Origin of the sequence: Hoeflea marina, from assembly GCF_003182275.1 — a bacterium.
GTDB lineage: Bacteria > Pseudomonadota > Alphaproteobacteria > Rhizobiales > Rhizobiaceae > Hoeflea > Hoeflea marina.
This window is the reverse complement of record NZ_QGTR01000002.1, coordinates 411,894-431,092: the sequence shown is the minus strand read 5'-3', so window position 1 is coordinate 431,092 and position 19,199 is coordinate 411,894. Positions and strand designations below refer to the sequence as shown.

Genomic DNA, 19,199 nt, shown 5'->3' with positions numbered 1-19,199 from the left:
GCGGCAGACATTGTGATCGGTCCGGGTTCTGCTACAAGCCCGGCACGGCCCGGGCGCGGCCATGCCCGGCAGGCCCGCGGTGCCGCCTGCACGCCGGATCGGAAATCGAGGACCCTTCATGCCGCAGGCAGATATGACAGATGTGATCGTGCTCGGCGCAGGCGCCGCCGGCATGATGTGCGCCATCGAGGCGGGCAAGCGGGGCCGGCGGGTGACGCTCATCGATCACGCGTCCGCGCCCGGCGAGAAGATCCGCATTTCGGGCGGCGGTCGCTGCAACTTCACCAATATCCATTGCAGCCCGAAGACATTCCTCTCGGGCAATCCGCATTTCGCCATCTCGGCGCTGAAGGCCTACACCCAGCGCGATTTCATCGCGCTCGTCGAGCGGCACGGCATCGCTTTCCACGAAAAAGCGCTGGGCCAGTTGTTCTGCGACGGGTCGGCGCGCGAGATCATTTCCATGCTCACCCGCGAAATGGCCGACGCCGGCGTCAGGCTGATGCTGTCGACCAGCATTCACTCGACCAGTCGGGACGACGCCGGCATCTATGAAGTGGAAACCAGCGACGGCCGGCACAGAGCCGCCAGCCTGGTGGTCGCCACCGGCGGAAAGTCGATCCCGAAGATGGGTGCGACCGGGCTCGGCTACGACATCGCGCGCCAGTTCGGCCATCGGGTCACCGAGGTGCGGCCGGCGCTGGTGCCATTCACCTGGCCCGACCATCTGGCGCCGAAGTGGAAGGACCTTTCGGGCGTGTCGCTGCCGGTCACCGCGCGCTGCAACGGGGCTAGCTTCGACGAGGCGATGCTGTTCACCCACCGCGGTGTCTCCGGCCCGGCAATGCTGCAGATCTCCTCCTACTGGCGCGAGGGCGACTCCATCGAGATCGATCTGGCGCCGGGAGTCGATGTTGCGGGCGAGCTGATTTCGGGGCGCGGAGAACGACCCAAGGCGGCGCCGGTCTCGGTGCTGGGCGAGATCCTGCCGCGCAGGCTGGCGCAACAGCTCTGCACAGACTTGAGCCCGGCCCAGGCGCGGCTGGCCGACCTCGGCAACGCGGCGATGAAGGCGATTGCCGGCACCGTGCACGCCCACCATCTGGTTCCTGGAGGCACAGAAGGCTATCGTACCGCCGAAGTGACGCTGGGCGGCATCGACACGGCCGGCCTCAGACAGAAGAGCATGGAAAGCACCAGCGTGGCGGGCCTGTTCTTCATCGGCGAGGTGGTCGACGTCACCGGCCATCTCGGAGGTCACAATTTTCAATGGGCATGGTCGTCGGGCGTTGCCGCCGGGCGCCATGTCTAGGCCACAGGCCAGACACAGCACAGGAGACGCATATGACCCGAAAGCTCAGAATTCTGTTCACCGGCGGGTCCGGCAAGGCCGGCCGCCATGTCATTGCCTATCTGCTCGATCAGGGCCACCGCGTGCTCAACATCGATCTCGCGCCACTTGATCATCCGGGCGTGGACAATCTCGCCGCCGACATCACCCGGTCGGGCGAGATGTTCAACGCCATGACCAGCTACGCCAATTTCGACGAACTGGAGCCCGGCACCGGCGTGCCGCATTTCGACGCGGTGGTGCATTTCGCCGCCGTGCCGAGGATCCTGCTCAAGCCAGACAACGAGACCTTCCGCGTCAACACCGTCGGCACCTACAACGTCATCGAGGCGGCGGTGAAACTCGGCATCCCGAAGATCATCATCGCCTCGTCCGAGACCACCTACGGCGTCTGTTTCGCCGACGGCATCGCCAATCCGCCGGCGCTGCCGGTGGAAGAGGACATGGATGTCAATCCGATGGATTCCTACGGCCTGTCCAAGGTGGTCAACGAACAGACCGCGCGCAGCTTCCAGCGCCGCTCCGGCGCCGACATCTATGCGCTCAGGATCGGCAACGTGATGGAGCCGCACGAATACGAGCGGTTCCCCGGCTTCTTCGCTAATCCGGAAGTCCGCCGCCGCAACATCTTCTGCTATATCGACGCGCGCGACCTCGGCCAGATCGTCGACCGGTGCCTGAAGACCGATGGCCTGGGCTATCAGGTCTTCAATGCCGGCAACGACACCAATTCCGTCAACCTGCCGGCCCGCGAGCTGGCCGAGCGCTTCTTCCCGGGCGTGCCGCTGACGCGCGAACTGGGCGAGAACGAGGCGCTCTATTCCAACCGCAAGATCCGCGAGATGCTCGGCTTCGTCGAGGAGCACGACTGGCGCAAATACGTCACGGTCTAGACGCCACCTCACCTTGAGCGGGCTTTCGAGCCCAGAAACTGCCGCCGGCGAATTGACAGCAACGCGATTGCAGGTGCAAGACCTTTGCAGCCAATCGTCAGGTCGAAACGCGGGAAAGGGCTGTGGGAATTGAGAAACCAGGAAATATTTGAAACCACGCGGCGCATCATCGCCGAGCGGGCCGAACTGGACCCTGCTTCGATCACGCACGACACGGCGCTTGCCGATCTCGACATCCACTCGCTTGACCTGACCGAGATCATCTTCGACATCGAGGAGAGCTTCAACATCGAAGTCGAGCTCGACACCGTGGCCGCCTGGGAGAAACTGAAGACCGTCGACAACATCGTCGCCCTCGTCGCCGTCCTCACAGGCAAGGATGCCTGAATGAGCCGGGCGCGCGTGGTGGTCACCGGTCTGGGCGGGTTGTGCTGCCTGGGCACGGACGTGACCGCGATTTGGGAGTCCATGCGCAACGGCGTCTGCGGCATCACGCCTCTGGCGATTGCCGACATGGACGATCTCAAGCCGACCATCGCCGGCCAGATCGGCGAGCTTCCCGATGCCGGACTTGACCGGCGGCAGCTGGCATCGATGGGCCGCTTCGGGCTGCTTTCGATCATCGCCGCCGGCGAAGCCCTGGCGCAGGCCGGGCTCGACGCGCGCGCGCAAGCGGACATGCGCGTCGGCGCCGTCATCGGCACGGGGGTCTACGGCGCCGATGCGGTGGAGGAGAGCTATCGCTCCGTGTTCCTTGAGGGCAGGAAGCGCACCGAGATCTTCACAGTGCCCAAGGCGATGCCTGCATCCGCGGCGATGCAGACCAGCATCATCCATGGGTTGAGGGGTCCCGTGCTCGGCGTCACTTCGGCCTGCACCTCCTCCAACCACGCGCTCGCCACGGCCTTCGATCTTCTCTGCATGGGGCGCGCCGACGCCATCGTGGCGGGCGGCGCCGAAGCGCCGCTGTCCTACGGCGTGCTCAAGGGCTGGGAATCGATGCGGATCATGGCGAAAACGGCCTGCCGGCCGTTTTCGCGCGACCGCGAAGGCCTAGTACTCGGCGACGGCGCCGGGGCGCTGGTGCTGGAAACTCTGGAAAGCGCCACGCGCCGCGGCGCCACCATCCTCGCCGAGATCTGCGGCGTCGGCATGTGCGCCGATGCGCTCGACATCGTCTCGCCAAGCGTCGAGGGACCGGCCGAGGCGATGCGGCTTTGCCTCAAGGATGCCGGACTCTCGCCATCGGATGTCGACTACATCAACGCCCACGGCACGGCCACCCAGGCCAATGACAGGATCGAGACCCAGGCCATCCGGTCCGTGTTCGGCCCGCATGCCGACGGGATCTCCGTGTCATCGACCAAGTCGATGCATGCCCACTGCCTGGGCGCATCCGGCGCCATCGAGGCAATCGCCTGCATCCAGGCGATCCGCACCGGGGTGGTGCCGCCGACAGCCAACCACACCGAGTCCGATCCCGACTGCGATCTCGACGTGACGCCGAACGTGGCGCGCAAGCGTAAGGTGAATGTCGCGCTGAGCAACGCCTTCGCCTTCGGCGGCGCCAATGCCGTGGTGGCGTTCCGCGCCTGGTAGATGGGCGGGTGCCGGCGTGCGATATTGCCGCCCGATTCATGCGCCGACCGGCCAGCGGGTTTCAGGCGCCGAGCGTTTCCAGACGATGCGGGATGCGTTTCACCTACGCACGTCAATGCCGTCGGCAGCCCGCGGTGCGCGAGCAGCCGCAGACTGTGGTGGCGCCCGAAAAGAGCGACGGCTGTCTCCGTCGCCCGATCGAGGGGATGGCCAGGCGGGACGGACCGGCCCGGCCGCCGCCGGGCGCAGCAGCCTATGCGCAGGAATCGCTGATGCAGGGTGCCGCAGTCACGGACTGGATGGTCAGTTTCGACTTGACCAATACGGGCTTCACATAGGCACGCTTCATTTTTCAGCTCCCGGCACGCTGCCTGCGGGATGCCGGACAGCCGTCGGGAGATGCGTTAGCAATCCCTGTTTGGGCTGTCAATCGCTTCTGCAGGGCCGTTATCAGAGCCCTCGCCACCCTGCCCGGCCGCCAGCAGGCCGGCGATGCTTCGCACGCTGGTGACCGACATGATTTCCTCGACCGACAGTTGCCGTCCGAGCGCCGCCTCGAGTTCCAGGATCACCCTCATATGGGAAAGGCTGTCCCATTGCGGCAGGGACGCCATGGTGTCGTCAATGGACAGGGGAGCCTGTGCCTGCAGCGCTTCCGCCGCGATCCGGCGCGCTTCGGCTTCATGGTTCATCGATCGCCTCCGCAAAGGGTCCGGCCTGCCACTGCTCCCGGAACAACTCGAACAGCACCACGTCGAAAATCTCGCCGCTGACCGGATCCTGCTTGTGCCGGTGCCAGCTTCCCACATGGGAAAACCCCAGCCGCTGGTAATTGAAGATCGAGGACAGGTTGCGGCCATGCACCATGCCGAAGAAGCGCTCCGTGCCCGCATGGCGGATGAAATGGTTGATCAGCGTTGCCCGGGTCTCGAGCACGGCGCCCTTTCCCCACCAGTCCCTGTCGCTCACCGCCACGGTGAAATAGGCTGATCGGTAGCCCGACAACGCCACGGTGTGCACGCCGATGGACCGGCCGCTTTCCCTGTCGATGATGGCATAGGCGAAGCGGACCTTTGGCCGCGGCAGCAGCGGCGAGCGCATCCATTTGCGCAGCGAACGGGGCTTGAGCGACTGGAACAGGGCGATCAGCACCTCCGGATCGTTGCGCCAGGAGGCGGTCAGCCGGAAGGCCTCGATGTATCCGAGCGGCCTGAGGATGAAACGCGCCGTCTCCAGCGGGTCGCCAAGCCCGACGCGCGTGGCGGCGGGGCGCTTCACGACATCCGCCCTTCAACGAACGCCCGGACATCGGCCCGGACCACCTTGCCGCGATCGTTGCGCGGAATCGCCTCGACGATGGCGATCCGCGCCGGCACGGCATCCGGCCGGGCTTGCCGCCGGCACCAGGCCTTGAGGGCTTCCGGATCGGCTTCGGCGCCGGCCTTCAGCACGACGGCAGCGGCGACCGCCTCGCCGGACACCGGGTCGGGAATGCCGAAGCCGCAGGCCTCGGCGACCGCCTCGTGGCGTTCGAGCAGCATGTCGATCTCCTCGGCCTGGATCTTGATCCCGGCGCGGTTGATCTCGGTCTTGATGCGGCCGGTCAGCGCCAGCGTTCCGGCCTCGTCGAGCACGCCGATGTCGCCGGTGCGGAACCAGTTGCCGATGAAGGCTTCGGCGTCGAGATCGGGACGGCGCCAGTAGCCGAGCATGATCGAGGGCGTCTGGACCAGCACCTCGCCGCGACCATAGGGGAGAATGTCGCCGGTGTCGGCGAGGATGGCCGCGCTCCCGCCCCACATCTGCCCGACATGGCCGTCGCGGGCACCGCCCTCGTCGATCGCACCGCCGCCGATCCAGTTGGCGGTCTCCGTCATCCCGAACATGTTGAAGACCTGCCTTGTGCCTCCCCAGTCGCAGACCTGCTGCCACAGGCCGGCGGACAGCGGGGCGGAGCCAATATGGATGCGTTCAAGCGGTCGCTTCGGCTGTTCGGCAAGGCGCAGCGCCATCTTCCACATGGTCGGCACGGAGGAGAGAAAACGGATGCGGTGGTCGTCGATGAGCGCGCCGAGGCCACGCAGCTCGGCCATGTCCGGCGTCGGCCACATCAGCACCGTGCCGCCGGCATGAAGCGGCGTGAGCACGTTGCCGATGAGGCCATGACCGAAGAACACCGGCAACATGCAGAGCGTGTCGCTGAGCACGGGTCGTCCGAGATGGGCAATGTTCAGCGCGATCCGCGCCGTCAGCCCGCGCAGCGAATGCACGATGCCCTTGGGCCGGCCGGTGGTGCCCGATGTCATCAGGATGAGGGCGGGCTCGTCGGGATGCAGCGGCGACGGCGCCGCGGTCTCCGGCTCCTCCGCCTGCGCGACGATTGCCCTGCAGTCGCCGCGAAAACAGGTCGCACCGGTCATGTCGATGACATTCTGCTGCTCGTGAGCGGAGATGGCCGGGTTGACCGCGACCGCCACATGGCCGCCGGCCCAGCAGGCCAAGATCGAGACGAGGTATTGCAGCGGATTGGCCTCGGCGACGATGACACGGTCGCCGCGTCTCACCCCGATGTCGGCGAATTCGCCGGTGCGGCGTGCGACAAGCTCGACGAGCCGCGCCTTGCCGACACGCTCGCCGCTCCTGACATCGACAAGCGCGGCTGTCCCGGGAACGGCGCCGAGCATGGAACAAAGGGAGGGATCGGTTCGGTTCACGCGCACCCTTGCTGCATCAGATCCTGGCATCAGGCCGGCGACCGGAGCTTCGCTCCGGTCGCCGTGTCGATCAGATCATGAAATGCGTCCGGCGCAAACAGACTTCTGGATCCATCACCGGATTGTCAGCCGGCGGTGCCGCGGACGGACAAAGGCAACGGACCGTGCCGGCCCGCTGCCCCAGGTTTCATGCAGCCTCGCCCGCGACCGCCTCAGACGGGCTTGATCTGGGACGGAGGCGTGGCCGCCGTCACCGTCTGCAATTTCAGGGAATGCTTTGTCAGGCTGGGCTTCAGATAGGGCTTGCGTGGCATTGATGGGTCTCCGCTTTGACATGGCGACATTGCCGGACGGTCGATTCACGATACGGGATGATTCCATCTGCCGGGCCCGATGTAAAGTACCGGGTCACCTCACCTTCCGGCGCCGGCGGAGATGCGGGCCCGGCCACTCTGGCGACGCCCGGGGGCGGTCGCGACCGGCTTTATTGGCCCGCGGCTTCGCGGGCGATGCTGTCGAGCAGCTCCGCCACCGGCGCCATGCTGGGCTCGGGCATGTTGCGGTAACCGATCTCGACGCGGCCGTCGCGGTCGGTGACGAAAACGCCATAGGGACAATTGGCGATGTTTCCGGGATCGGCCTCCATCACCTGGCGCGAAAGCCTGGCCGAGCAGAACAGGTAGATGCTGGCGGCCTTGAACAGTTCGACATCGCTGCCGAGGTCCTCGCCGGTGCGGCTGAGCATGTCGCCGACATGGCTGACATGGTCGACGACGAGGCCCTTGTTGACGATGGCGTTCTCGACGCCGAAGGCGGCGTCCTCGAAACTGCCGTCGAAGACATAGCTGGTGGACTGGCCCCCGGCGAAAGCCGCGCCCGCGGCTGCGCCGATCAGTCCCAGCGCCAGACATACAGTTGAAGCAAGGCGAAGCATGCGTCCCTCCCGATCGCTGGCGGGCCGATTCCCGCCGCCCGATCCATCACGGATCGCAGCGAGGATAGCCCCTTTCGTCCCGACTGTCGAAAGCCGAGACCGGGATGAGCGGTCAATTGGTCAGCCGGACGCCCGACACCGATTGGCCGATCGCGGAGAAGGCGCTCTTGAGCGAGGCAACGTCGCTGGCCATGAAGAAGTTCTCCTTGCGCGTGGCGCAGTTGGTGAACATCGTCACCACGGAGGACGCTGTCGTGTTGTAGAGCACCGTATAGACCTCGATTCCGAGCTTCTTGATCTCCGTGCACATGCTGGCGGTCGATGTGTTGAGATAGGCCTCGGCGTCGGATTGGGTGGTGGTCGAGTTGATGCGCTTGTCGGACAGGAAGCCGTAGGAGCCGTAGTCCGACTTGTTGACGGTGCTGCTCGAGCCGTAGGACACATTGGTGCCGTCGGTCATGATGACCAGGATCTTCGAGACCTTTTCGGTATCGAAGTCGGCCGCCTCGGTGTAGGGCGCGGTCGGCGAGAGCAGCCGCCACCCCCAGGCCAGGCCCTCGGCGATGTTGGTGCCCGATCCGTTCCAGTACTGCATGGCGTCAATGCCGGTGTTGACCTTGGACAGGGTGGAGGTCAACGGCACGATCGGCGTCGGGCAGGCACGGTTCGGGCCGAGCGTCAGCGGCCCCGTCGTGTCCTTGAAATCCTTGGTCACCGCGGTTTCGCTCTTGTACTTGGCTGTCGAACGCTGGACCGAGGCATCGTCGCCGGACACGCTGTCGTTGAGCCAGGAATTGTTGAACGCGGTGGCGCTGTTGCCGCCGGCGCTGCTCCGGTTGCCCGGCTCGTCGGCGGCGAAATAGGGCACGAACAGCGTGTTCGGCTTGGCCGGGTCGGGTGCGTCCACGTTGGTGTTGTAGGGCGCGGGGCGGGCCTCGACGCAGCCCTTCCAGGTGGTCTTCGACCAGGCGAACAGATTGCTGTGGTGCGGATAGGTGGCGGCGGTGAAATCCGAGTTGTTGTTGCCGCTGGATTTCCGCTTGGTGCGCTGGGCGTCGGTCAGGAAGGTCCAGCCGTTGTAGAGCCCCTTGCCGGTAGTGTCGATCCAGCTCGCGTCAAAGCCGTCGCCATTGACGTTGACGGCGGTGACGAAGGGCACGAGGCCGACCTTGAGGCTCTGGGTGCTGGTGTCGATCGAGCTCAGCGCATCGATGAGCGCATGCGAGGCCGATTTGAGTGCCGAGATGCCGCCGGTGCCCATCGAGCCGGTGTTGTCGAGCGCGATCGCCAGCTCGATGTCACGGGTGGAGAAATAAGTCGAGGCGGTCACGGAGACGGTGTTGGGCATGAACTTGCCGATGAACATCAGCGGGATGGTGGCCGACGCGTGGCCCGTGGATTCGATGTAGTTGATGCCGATCTTGAGGTCGATGCTCTGGCTGGCGAGCGTCATGTCCGGATTGGCGGCCAGCTGCGCCGACAGCGTCTGCTGATAGGTGGTCTTGCGGTCGGCGACGCTGCTGGTCTTTCGCGATGCGGCCAGAACGGCGGCATCCACCGAGTTCTGCAGCTCCACCCTGGCGCGCGCCATGTTGGTGTAGTCGACGGCCAGCCCGGCCGCGCCGAACAGCGTCGGCGCCAGCACCGCCATCATGATGCCGAAATTGCCGCGCTCGCACGCGAGAAGACGCCCGAACTCCCCAAACCGCCTCAGCATGTGACCGCTCCCAGAACCCGGGTGGCAACCGCACCGGTCCCACCTTCGTAGCAACGGGTATGCTCGCCTCGTAAACAGAGGCTTAATGGAATCGCGCGCCCTGCGGCCCGGAGAGAATCTTCTCGAAGGCATGCTGAAGATTTCGTAAGCAATCGGCATTTCTTCCCGGCTGCATCAGGCGGCGGTCCTCGATGCCGGCGCCGGCGCTGCTGGACCGGCGCCGGCGCTGCTCGACAAGCCACAATGACGATATCGACGAGGGTCAGCTGCCTGTCGTCTTCGAACAGGTCTTCTGCAACGATGCGCGAGAGACGGTGAGAACGGTGAAAACACATTGGCTAGAAGTGGTCGTTGTATTCGAGTGCAGGAACTCTATTATGTGAGGGATTGTGATCGAACTAAGAACGCGATCTGTTTTAGTGAGTTCAATTCGTATCTTGTGGCCTTGGGTAATTATGAGCTTATAGCGCCCGGGAACCGCGCAATAAACTCCCGATGCTTTCTGACGACCGTCGCGCGAGGCAACCGGCGAGGCATCCGATATTTTTCTGGGTAATTTTCTCGTTCCAGATCCGATTGGGATCTCCGCCGGTCCCATAACGCCAAGTTGCGCCTTTGGTCGACGCGGCGCAGTCAAACTGGAAAGAGAGACCCAAGAGATGGTTCAGATTGGCGAAATGCCTGGCCGGACCCGGCCCGGTGGAACACTGAACCGCCTGTCCATCGCCATGATGGCTTTTTTGCTGATCCCCCTAGGCCTGACTTACTATGCCTGGAAAGTCTCCTCCGACGCCACCAATGAGAAAGAGGGAGTTCAGTTTGAATCGCTTGCGCTGGAAAGCAAGAAGGCGCTGCTGAGCCGTATCGGCTCCTATGAAAACGCGCTTCTGGGCGGGACCGCCTATTTCCAGGGATCCGACTATGTCTCCCGCGACGAATGGCGGCGTTACGTCAACACCCTCAACATCGGCACCAATCTTCCCGGGATAACCGGCTTGGGAAAAATCTCGTCGCTGCGCGATGACGAGATTGCCGGCTTTCTGAGCAGCATCCGCGCCGAGGGCGCACCAAATTTCGAGATTCACCCCAAAGGCGTGGCGGGCGGCAATTATGTTGTGACCTACAACGAGCCGGAACTCGCCAACCGTCAGGCGATAGGCCTGAACGTCGCCTTCGAAGCGCACCGCAAGCAGGCGGCCGAGTTGGCACGCGACACCGGAAAGCCCGCGATCACGAAGCGGATCATCCTGGTTCAGGACGAGGAAAAGACGCCCGGCTTCCTGCTCATGTATCCGATCTATCGGGATCAGCCGGATTCGGTATCGGCGCAGGCCCCGTCCGCCTTCGACGGTTGGGTCTACGCCACGTTCATCGCCCGCAACTTCATGAAGGAACTGACGAAGAGCCAGGGCAACACCATCAACCTGCGGATCTACGACGGCCGCTCGGAAAACCCCGAGGCGCTGATCTATGACAGCAATGTCCTGTATGCTGATGGATACAAGGCTTTGTTCGAAAAGCGCGAGCATCTCGATGTCATGCAGCAGAAATGGCTGGTGATCTGGGAAAGTACTCGTGGGTTCGAACAGCGCTGGCAGAGCAGCACACCATTGTTCATCCTTGCCGGCGGCCTGTTGGTCACGTTCTTCCTCGGGCTGTTCCTGCTGGTCGCGAAAGTCCGAGAAGCGCGGGTCGATGAAAACCGGCCCGGCGCGAAGGCGCTGGCGTTGCCCGCATTGGCATTCGTGGTTTTGGCTGCCGGATCGGCGTGGCTCTATCGCGCGCTGGACGAAAAGGAGATCAATTACGTCCACACCCTGATCTCAAGCGAGACGAACAAGATCGATCTGCTGATTGCAGCGGAAACCAAAGGCAAGATCTCGGCCCTCAAACGCATGAGTGGAAGAATGGAAGCGGATGCCGACATGCCGGACGCTCTCTGGCAAGCCGATGCGCGCAAGTACCTCAAGGATCTCAAGGGGCTCCGAGCTCTGGCTTGGGTCGGACCGGGCGGGAACCTGCTGCAAGTCGCGCAATCGTCCAGCAACGAGCGCACGATCTGGATCGACGCCATTCTGAGCCAGCCGCAGCGGGACCTGGCATTGGATGCGGTCCGCCGAACCATTCCCAAGGCAAGCCTGCCGATACGGTTATCAAATGGCGAAAGTGCATTCGTCACCTACCTGCCGTTCGACACCGACGGGCAACCGGGCAGCTATCTCGCCGTGATTTTTTCGGTGGGTGAACTTTTCAGCAGCCATATTCTCGCCGAGACACTGGAGCGCTACCGCTTCATGGTCACCTTCAATGACGAAAAGGAGTTTGAATTTGGCAACCTGGCGCAACCTGTCGCCGGCGGCTGGTCGCTGGATCGCCCGATCCAGATCCTCGACAAATTGTGGACGATCCGGACCACCCCGACCGAGCCGTTTCTCAAGTCGCATAGAACACTGCTGCCCGATTCGGCCCTTATCTCCGGCTTCCTGATCGCGTTGCTTTCGGCCGTTGCCGCACACATGACTTTCGTCTCGAGAATGAAGACGACCCATCTGGAAAGGTCGACCGACCGCATCCGACAGGAAGCGATCCGCAATTCGACCGTGTTGAACACGGTCTCCGAAGGTGTTCTGACCATCAACGCCTCGGGGGTGATCGAATCCATCAATCCGGCGGGGCTGCGCCTGTTCGGCTTCACGCTCGAAGAGCTGGTTGGCCAGAACATCAAAATGCTGATGCCCCAGCCCTACCGCAGCGGCCATGACGGCTTCCTTGGCCAGTATCTGAAAACAGGCACCAGGAAGGTTATCGGCATTGGCCGCCAGGTCAGCGCCATGCGCAAGGACGGTTCGGTATTTCCGATCGATCTCTCGGTCAACGAAATGATGCTCGACGGCACGCGGCTTTTCGTCGGCACCATTCGCGACACCAGCGAGGCCGTCGTCGCCGCCCAGGCCCTGCGGGAAGCCAGCATGCTGCGCGCGGCGATCCTCGCCAGCACCGAGAACATGATCGTGGCCACCGACATGGGCGGTAAAGTGATCGTCTTCAATGACGCCGCCGCCGGCACGCTGGGCTACTTTCCTGATCAAGTGATAGGCCTCGAAACCCCTGTTCTCTGGCACGAGCCGCAGGAAATAATCGACCGCGCGCGGACGCTGGCTTCAGAGCTGGACGACGCCATTGAACCAGGCTTCCAGACCCTGATCAGCAAGGTCGACGCCATCGGTGTCGATGAAAACGAATGGACCTGCATCCGGAAGGATGGCAGCCGCCTCCCGGTGCAGTCGACCGTGACCTCGCTGCACAATGAGGCACACGAGACAACCGGATATCTGTTCGTGATGGTAGATCTGACCAAACGCAAGGAAGTCGAGCGAATGAAATCCGAATTCGTCTCCATCGTCAATCACGAGCTGCGCACGCCTCTGACCTCAATCCGGGGCGCACTCGGGCTGATCACCGGGTCAATGTCCGGCGCCCTGCCGGAGAAGGCCAATCATCTCATCAACATCGCCCGCAATAATTGCGAACGGCTGACGCTGCTCATCAACGATATCCTCGACATCGACAAGATCGCCTCCGGTCAGATGCGGTTCGATGTGAAGCGAGAGGCGCTGGAGCCGCTGTTGATGCAGGCAATCGAGGCGAACGAACCCTATGCCGAGAAGCTGGGCGTGAAAATTCGCGCCACCGAGATCGATTCGGATCTGCTGGTGAATGTGGATCAGGTGCGGCTGGCGCAAGTCATGGCGAACCTGCTGTCGAATGCGGCCAAGTTTTCGCACAAGGGCGGTCAGGTCGAAGTCTCCGCCAGCCGGATGCAGCAGCAGCGCGTCCGAATTTCTGTCAAGGACCAGGGCGCGGGGATCGATCCGAGTTTCCGGACCCGGATTTTCGGAAAGTTCTCCCAGGGCGACGGCTCATCGACCCGCGTCAAGGGTGGCAGCGGCCTGGGGCTTCACATCAGCAAGCAGATTGTGGACCAGATGGGGGGCGCGATCGGCTTCGAAAGCGAGGTCGGTCACGGGGCCACATTCTGGGTCGATTTTCCGCTTGCTGCAGCCGACTCCCTGACCGATGCGACCGAGAGCGGCCAACCTGCACCTGTGCTGCTGCATGTTCGGCAGACGGAGGCGCCGACACTGCTGCATGTGGAGGACGACGAAGATCTCAGCGGCATCCTCGCCCTGTCGCTGCAGGGCAAAATCGACCTGGTCACGGCACCCACGCTCAAGGACGCGGAGAGCCTTCTTGCGGATCAGAGGTTCGACCTGATCGTTCTGGACATAGAATTCGCCGAGGGGTCAGGTTTCGATCTGCTGCGAACCCTCGCCGAGCGCGCCGGCCCACCGATCCCGGTCATGATCCTGTCCGCAAGCGAAATGTCGGAGGAAGTTGGAAAGTCGGTGGCATCGGCGCTGGTCAAGTCACGCGTATCCGAGGCCACGATCGTTAGTGAAATTGAGCGGCTCGTGGCGGGTTAAAGGTCACCGGATGGACGCAAGGCAAGCCGACGAGGCCTCGAAACCGTCATCTGAACGCAAAGCAGCATCGACCATCTCCAATCAGGGGAATAGAACATGGACACAGCGCCAAGCCAGCCGGATCGTGGAGGGACAACTTATCCGCTCAAGGTCCTTTATGTCGACGATGAAGACGATATTCGTGAAATTGCCGTCATGGCGCTTGAACTGGATCCAGATATCTTGGTGAAAAGTTGCGAGTCGGGCGCGGAGGCATTGCAGGCCGCGCAGGCGTGGCTGCCGGATCTGATTCTGCTCGATGTGATGATGCCGGGCATGGACGGACCGGAAACCTTTGCAAAGTTGCGCAGGCATCCCGCGACACTCGCCATTCCGGTGGTGTTCATTACCGCAAGGACACAGCAGGAGGATATCGAGAGGTTCATGGCCCTGGGCGCCGCAGGTGTAATTTCAAAGCCGTTCGACCCGATGGCACTTGCGTCTGAGGCAAAGAACCTTCTGGCAGTCACGGTCAACTCATGACCGGCGGCATCGGCGCATGTTACGGCTGGTTCCGCCGCTTCCCCCGTGGTGCGAAACAGCGATCGCGCGGCCTCAGTTGAGAGCCGACAGCCGGCCGATCAAGTCCCTGAACACACGCGCAAACTCGGCCTCGCTGTAACCTGGAGACCTGAGCAGGGTTTCGGCGTTGAAGGCTGCCTCGCCCTGTGCCGGAAAGCCGAACAGGGCCGAGGCTCCCGCCAATGAATGCGCAAGCTTGATCAACTCGCCGTCCTTCTCCCGGCTGCCACCCGAGACTTCTCGCAGCTCAAGCAACTTGCGGATCTGCAACAGATTGGCATCCGAGCGCTCGATAAAAAGGCGCCGCAACTCGGCAATGCGATCGAGTGCTGCCTGAGGCAGTTCCTGGCTCGCGCTTGCATTTGGCGTGTAGCTGGCCATTGTCCCGTCCCGTCTTCGATTTTCCACAGGGCGAATTTGTTCATGCCGCCCGGTTCTGCCTCCGGCGCGCGGTCAGGCGGCCGCGGGCGTGCCGAATCAAAGCCCTAGCTAAACGAGGGCGTCAGCATATTCGACGCCGATCTCGTTGTTGACGTGCCAGCACTTCCGTACGCGGCGGAGTTGGCCGGATTCGGTGATCTTCAGCATGAAATGTTCGGGCAACGCGAGCGGCCGCTCGAGCCGCAGCCGGGCCCCGCCGTCCGAGGTGTTGCGCACCGTGCAGTTGATCTTCGAAGTCCACTCCTCAAGGGCAATGAAGGCAGGTTTCAGGGTCCGCATCCGGGGGAATACCCGCCGCTCGTCGCCTGCATCTTCGTCGCCGTGCGATGACGGCGGCAGAAAATTCCAATCTTCCGAGACAGTCGCTCCGTGCTTGGCATCGCGCAGACTGACGAGTTCAGCTGCGAGATGGTCGAGGATTTCGGCCATGTCGTTTCCATGCTCGGCGGAAATCGCCACCGCGATGAGGGGCGCTAAATTCAGCGCCACCGATTTGATGTGGTGCTGGAACGTCAACTGCTCGGTCAGGCGGGTCATGCGCTCGCGCAGACTTGCCTCGGAAAAATTCCGATCCATCACATAGTGAAAGGTGTCTTCGTCGACGCGGCCGCAGAAATCGTCCTTCCGTATGTTGGCGCGAATCCTGCCGGCAAAGCTGCGGAGCGCGTCATCGCCGTTCGCCAGCCCGAAGCTGGCGCAGATTTTGCGATACTCGGCCAACTGGATCGACAGGATGGTGAAGTTCTTGTCGGACCGTCGATTGCCCGCGCCAATCAGCTCCAGCTTCTTGTCGAGTTCGGCCCGGCAATACATCCCGGTCAGGTCATCGAAGAGGGCGTTGCGCCGCAGCGCAGATACCTCATTGGCGCGAGCCGTGTCGATGTCATGCTTGGCAATCGCCTTCCGGATCGCGCCGGTCACCTCCTCGAGCCGCAGGTTGCGCTTGGGCAGGAAGTCATTGAACCCCATGCGGAACGCCTTGATAGCGGTTCGCTGGGACTCATCGGCCGACAGCATGATGACCGGGGCCAACCGCGAAAAGCGGAGGTTCAACTGTTCGTGCAGCCGAAAGCCGTTCTCGGCCTCAAGCACGCAATCGAGCAATATGCAGTCAGGCATTTCCTTTTCAAGAACGGCCGTGAGGTCGGCGCTGTCGCCTGCTTCCATTGTCCTGAGATGCGCTTGCCCCAGCATGATTGCCAGATGGGCCCGATAAAGCCGGTCGTCATCGACAATACAGACCGAGCGGCCGTTCAGATCCACCGTCCCATCTTCAACACCGAAACTGAATTCTACATTCATTCGACTGGTCCGATCCATGGAAATTGACTGCATTTTTGGCCGGCATCATGAGCGATGACCAGCTGATTCCGGCCGGTGTTCTTGGCGAGATAAAGCGCGCGATCGGCCTCCGCGATGAGCGTGGCGGCTTCACTGTTGGCAGCATTGCCGGCGATGCCAATGCTGACGGTCAACGAGAATTGCTCGCCCTGGCCGTCGAAAAGGATCTCGGAGAAATGCTGCCGGAATTTCTCAAGCACCTGGAACACCGCCTCCGGCGATGTGTCGAGAAGCAGCACCGCGAATTCCTCGCCGCCATAGCGACCGACGACATCGGTGTTGCGAACCCAGCGGACCAGCGTGCGAGCCAGAATGGTCAACACCTGGTCACCGACGGGATGGCCCCAGGTGTCGTTGACCTTCTTGAAATGGTCGACATCGATCATGGCAACGCAGAAAGGCAGGCCCGTGCGGCTGGCACGCGCAATCTCGTAGCCGACGCGCTCCTTGAAGCTCCGGTGGTTGAGCAGGCCGGTCAGGCCATCGCGCTCTATCAGGGACCGCATGACACGGGCGCGCTTGACGCGCAGGTTGATCAGCGGCACCAGCGCATTGAGTTCGCTCCGCTTGGAGATGAAATCATCGCCGCCAAACCGGCGTGCCCGCATCTGAACGGATTTGTCCTCCTCCGATGACAGGAACACGATCGGGATGGAGAGATGGTTCTGATGCTGGCGGATGATTTTGGCAATCTCGATTCCGTCCGTGCCGGGCATCCGCAGATCCATGATGATTATGTCGAAGAAGGCCCGGTCGATGGTCTCTATAATCGCAAGCGGCTCGCTGAGGACAGCGACGTTCATGCCGTTTGCGCGCAGCAGTTCGGAATAGACGGCCAGAATCAACGGATCATCGTCCACCAGCAGGACCGACGCGGGCTTGTCGTCCATCTGCCCGCCAAAATGTTCGAGCCAGTAGACCAGTTCCGCAGGATCCATCGGGTCGCTGATTATGGTGCTGACATGAGCCCGGGCGCATTCCAGACGGAAGGCCAAAGCGTTCACCGGCGAGACCAGAATCTTTGGCACCTCCTCACCCAGACCTTGGCAGAGATCCAGAGCGTTCTGCAGAGAGCCGTCGATAATGAAAATGCCGGGGCCAGTGTGGGTCTGGGCAGTGGCGGGGGACCGCTTGCGCCGGATGCTGGACGATCGGTAATTCAATGGTTCCAGAATGTACGTCAGGGCGAGCAGGAAATCCCTGCTGCCGATTACATGGACAGAGGGTTTGGCCACATTGTCGAATACAGTCTCAAATGAGGCGCATTGGTCCGCTTGTGAAGTCGGCTGGGCAGTTGATACGCTCGACATGAATAACAAATCCCTCTAGATTTCGAATATGACCAATGATTTCCACTTTCGTGAATCGAACAATTAAATTACAATTCATTATATATTTATCTTTTACAATGTTGAATTTTACAATCACGCACATATATCAAAAACTTCAGCCTATAAAAAAATTGAAATTTTCTACATTCAAGACTTACCTCATTTAACCTGAGACTAACTCTATATATGAAATAGTTCATTTTTTATATTAAACATTCATTAATTATCGGCGGCTGAATTTAATAAGCCAATTGTGGCCACGCCGTCGAAAGCAAGACCAAACAATTTCGGGTCGGCCCAGTGGCGCAAATTTATATTTTGATAATTCGCCGGAAGGTTCAGCAACGATAGGGGCGAGATGGAGCAAAGGAAATCGGGGCCGCATGACGGACCGATCACCAGTTCCATTCTCAACCTGAATGACTTCAAGAACTGTTATCATCAGAGCGGCGCCTGGCCCGCTCAATGTCCACACCGCAACCGCGCGGCTTCCGCTCAACCGGCCAAATCCAAGCTATTGAACGCCTCCCGCAAACTCCTCCATTAATCCATTGATGCGTCCGCCATGATGGGCTATGAGACCACTCACCAGCCGCTTCACGGCATCGACCCGCTCGATGACCGGGGCCGCGAAGTTCCGGATGCACCCGTAGCTCAGCTGGATAGAGTGCTGCCCTCCGAAGGCAGAGGTCACAGGTTCGAATCCTGTCGGGTGCGCCATATTTTCAATGACTTAGGTTATTTGTGCCGCTTCGCGCCTTGGCGCAGGAAGCACATAGGAGGCACGGCGCAGGTAATCTGCAGTCACTTCCGGTCGATTCCGTGGGGCCGCTGCGCCTAAGACAGATAGAGATAGAGATACCAAGAGAGCTTGTTTTCCTCGGAGCCGCCTTCGCGCCCCCATAGCGAGAAGAAGGCGGCTCCGAGGGGAACAAGCGGGTTTTCCTTGGTGAGCTTGAAGCAAGCTCTGATCCTTCCTCGCCTCGCTGTCGTTCATTGCCCTATGAGGCTGCATAGCTCGCCGAAAAATACTCGTTCAAGGCGTCAATGTCCTTCTTTGACCGAATGATGATCTCCAAGTCTCCAGTCCCAAAATGCCCTATCTGGCGCACATCTCGCATCATTGCAGGGGTGATCTATACGTCGTCCGGGTCGAGGTTCAGATAGGGTGAGGCCATTTCCGTCTGGCATCACCCTTCTGAGCCGGTAAAGCCTACCGGCAAGGCTTGGTCCGTCTTCCTTGGTCCTGTGTTCGTCCTGATCCTGCATCCTGAATTGATCATTCTTCTTTTCCGTCGAAGATCCATGATCAATTTCCTTTATCCTGTTGCATAATCCACTATCCAAATCATTATCTGGCGGGGCAGTTCTGGTTTGGGTGCTGGTGCTCTTCCGTTAGTCCTTGGCCTGCGCAATCTCGGCCCAGCGGGTGAACGTGCGCAAGTCGCAAGGCCAAGCCAGTTTGGCTTGGCGCAAAGCGATTTCGCGCTCAAGGGCGGCACGGCCATCAATCTCTTCGTGCGCGACATGCCGCGCCTGTCGGTCGATATCGACCTAACTTACCTGTTCGTCGCCGGACGGCCGGAATCGCTTGCGGAGATTCGGGCGGGACTGCGCGTCACGAAAGTCGTGAATGCCCGCGAGCAGATCGTCACGAAGCTCACCGTTCAACGCAGCGACGCCCGGATCAAGATCGAAGTGACGCCGGTCCTGCGCGGCTGCGTCTTCGCGCCGGAAACGCGCGCCGTTCCCCGGCGGTGAAGGACGCCTTCGGCTATGCCGAAATGCAGGTCGTATCCTTCGCCGTCCGCTGTCAAAAGCCCTGTGACCTCC

Annotated in this window: 15 protein-coding genes, 1 tRNA gene and 1 pseudogene; 9 read left to right on the top strand and 8 right to left on the bottom strand. The window is 61.7% G+C overall.

Going from position 1 to position 19,199, the window contains the following annotated elements:
* Positions 1-118 precede the first annotated feature (118 nt).
* From DFR52_RS08430 to DFR52_RS08410, 5 genes are all read left to right on the top strand, one after another.
* Positions 119-1,312 (top strand): BaiN/RdsA family NAD(P)/FAD-dependent oxidoreductase, encoded by a 1,194-nt coding sequence (locus DFR52_RS08430; RefSeq protein ID WP_110031498.1) that lies wholly within the window; start codon positions 119-121, stop codon positions 1,310-1,312.
* 32 nt (positions 1,313-1,344) lie between these two features.
* Positions 1,345-2,244 (top strand): NAD-dependent epimerase/dehydratase family protein, encoded by a 900-nt coding sequence (locus DFR52_RS08425; RefSeq protein ID WP_110031497.1) that lies wholly within the window; start codon positions 1,345-1,347, stop codon positions 2,242-2,244.
* Between the two features lie 129 nt (positions 2,245-2,373).
* Entirely contained in the window at positions 2,374-2,631 is a 258-nt protein-coding gene (locus DFR52_RS08420; protein ID WP_425351152.1) for an acyl carrier protein, read from the top strand.
* The gene (locus DFR52_RS08415; RefSeq protein WP_110031496.1) at positions 2,632-3,843 is read left to right on the top strand and encodes a beta-ketoacyl-[acyl-carrier-protein] synthase family protein; all 1,212 of its coding nucleotides are present in this window, start codon (positions 2,632-2,634) and stop codon (positions 3,841-3,843) included.
* Between the two features lie 92 nt (positions 3,844-3,935).
* A complete protein-coding gene (locus DFR52_RS08410; protein ID WP_146215564.1) occupies positions 3,936-4,181 on the top strand; it encodes a hypothetical protein in 246 nt (81 codons plus the stop codon).
* Positions 4,182-4,247: 66 nt separating this feature from the next.
* Here DFR52_RS08410 and DFR52_RS24470 read toward each other — a convergent pair whose 3' ends face one another.
* The 5 genes from DFR52_RS24470 to DFR52_RS08385 form a co-directional block, all read right to left on the bottom strand.
* Positions 4,248-4,535, bottom strand: coding sequence for an acyl carrier protein (locus DFR52_RS24470; RefSeq protein ID WP_158284903.1), 288 nt, complete (start codon positions 4,533-4,535; stop codon positions 4,248-4,250).
* Positions 4,525-5,121, bottom strand: coding sequence for a GNAT family N-acetyltransferase (locus tag DFR52_RS08400; protein ID WP_110031494.1), 597 nt, complete (start codon positions 5,119-5,121; stop codon positions 4,525-4,527). The genes DFR52_RS24470 and DFR52_RS08400 overlap by 11 nt, the downstream gene beginning before the upstream one ends.
* Positions 5,118-6,557, bottom strand: a complete 1,440-nt coding sequence (locus DFR52_RS08395) for a class I adenylate-forming enzyme family protein (protein ID WP_158284902.1) — start codon at positions 6,555-6,557, stop codon at positions 5,118-5,120. The genes DFR52_RS08400 and DFR52_RS08395 overlap by 4 nt, the downstream gene beginning before the upstream one ends.
* 484 nt (positions 6,558-7,041) lie before the next feature.
* Positions 7,042-7,491: a DUF302 domain-containing protein gene (locus DFR52_RS08390; RefSeq protein ID WP_110031492.1), complete on the bottom strand. Its 450-nt coding sequence runs from the start codon at positions 7,489-7,491 to the stop codon at positions 7,042-7,044.
* A gap of 112 nt (positions 7,492-7,603) precedes the next feature.
* Entirely contained in the window at positions 7,604-9,208 is a 1,605-nt protein-coding gene (locus DFR52_RS08385) for a pilus assembly protein (protein WP_158284901.1), read from the bottom strand.
* A gap of 659 nt (positions 9,209-9,867) precedes the next feature.
* On the opposite strand from DFR52_RS08385, the gene DFR52_RS08380 reads away from it, so the two are divergent.
* Both DFR52_RS08380 and DFR52_RS08375 read left to right on the top strand, forming a co-directional pair.
* A complete protein-coding gene (locus DFR52_RS08380; protein ID WP_110031490.1) occupies positions 9,868-13,692 on the top strand; it encodes a CHASE domain-containing protein in 3,825 nt (1,274 codons plus the stop codon).
* A gap of 96 nt (positions 13,693-13,788) precedes the next feature.
* Entirely contained in the window at positions 13,789-14,214 is a 426-nt protein-coding gene (locus DFR52_RS08375; protein WP_110031489.1) for a response regulator, read from the top strand.
* A 72-nt stretch (positions 14,215-14,286) separates the two neighbouring features.
* On the opposite strand, the gene DFR52_RS08370 is transcribed toward DFR52_RS08375, so the two are convergent.
* The 3 genes from DFR52_RS08370 to DFR52_RS08360 form a co-directional block, all read right to left on the bottom strand.
* Positions 14,287-14,634, bottom strand: a complete 348-nt coding sequence (locus DFR52_RS08370) for an Hpt domain-containing protein (RefSeq protein ID WP_110031488.1) — start codon at positions 14,632-14,634, stop codon at positions 14,287-14,289.
* A 108-nt stretch (positions 14,635-14,742) separates the two neighbouring features.
* Positions 14,743-15,996 carry a GGDEF domain-containing response regulator gene (locus tag DFR52_RS08365; RefSeq protein WP_158284900.1) on the bottom strand — a complete coding sequence of 418 codons (1,254 nt, stop codon included), beginning with the start codon at positions 15,994-15,996 and terminating at the stop codon, positions 14,743-14,745.
* Positions 15,993-17,345: a GGDEF domain-containing response regulator gene (locus DFR52_RS08360; RefSeq protein WP_110031486.1), complete on the bottom strand. Its 1,353-nt coding sequence runs from the start codon at positions 17,343-17,345 to the stop codon at positions 15,993-15,995. The genes DFR52_RS08365 and DFR52_RS08360 overlap by 4 nt, the downstream gene beginning before the upstream one ends.
* A 664-nt stretch (positions 17,346-18,009) precedes the next feature.
* Between DFR52_RS08360 and DFR52_RS08355 the strand changes: the two genes are divergently transcribed.
* Both DFR52_RS08355 and DFR52_RS24830 read left to right on the top strand, forming a co-directional pair.
* A tRNA-Arg gene (locus tag DFR52_RS08355) sits at positions 18,010-18,086 on the top strand.
* A gap of 747 nt (positions 18,087-18,833) precedes the next feature.
* Positions 18,834-19,171: pseudogene (locus DFR52_RS24830) on the top strand (nucleotidyl transferase AbiEii/AbiGii toxin family protein); the annotation flags it as partial.
* Between the last annotated feature and the right edge of the window lie 28 nt (positions 19,172-19,199).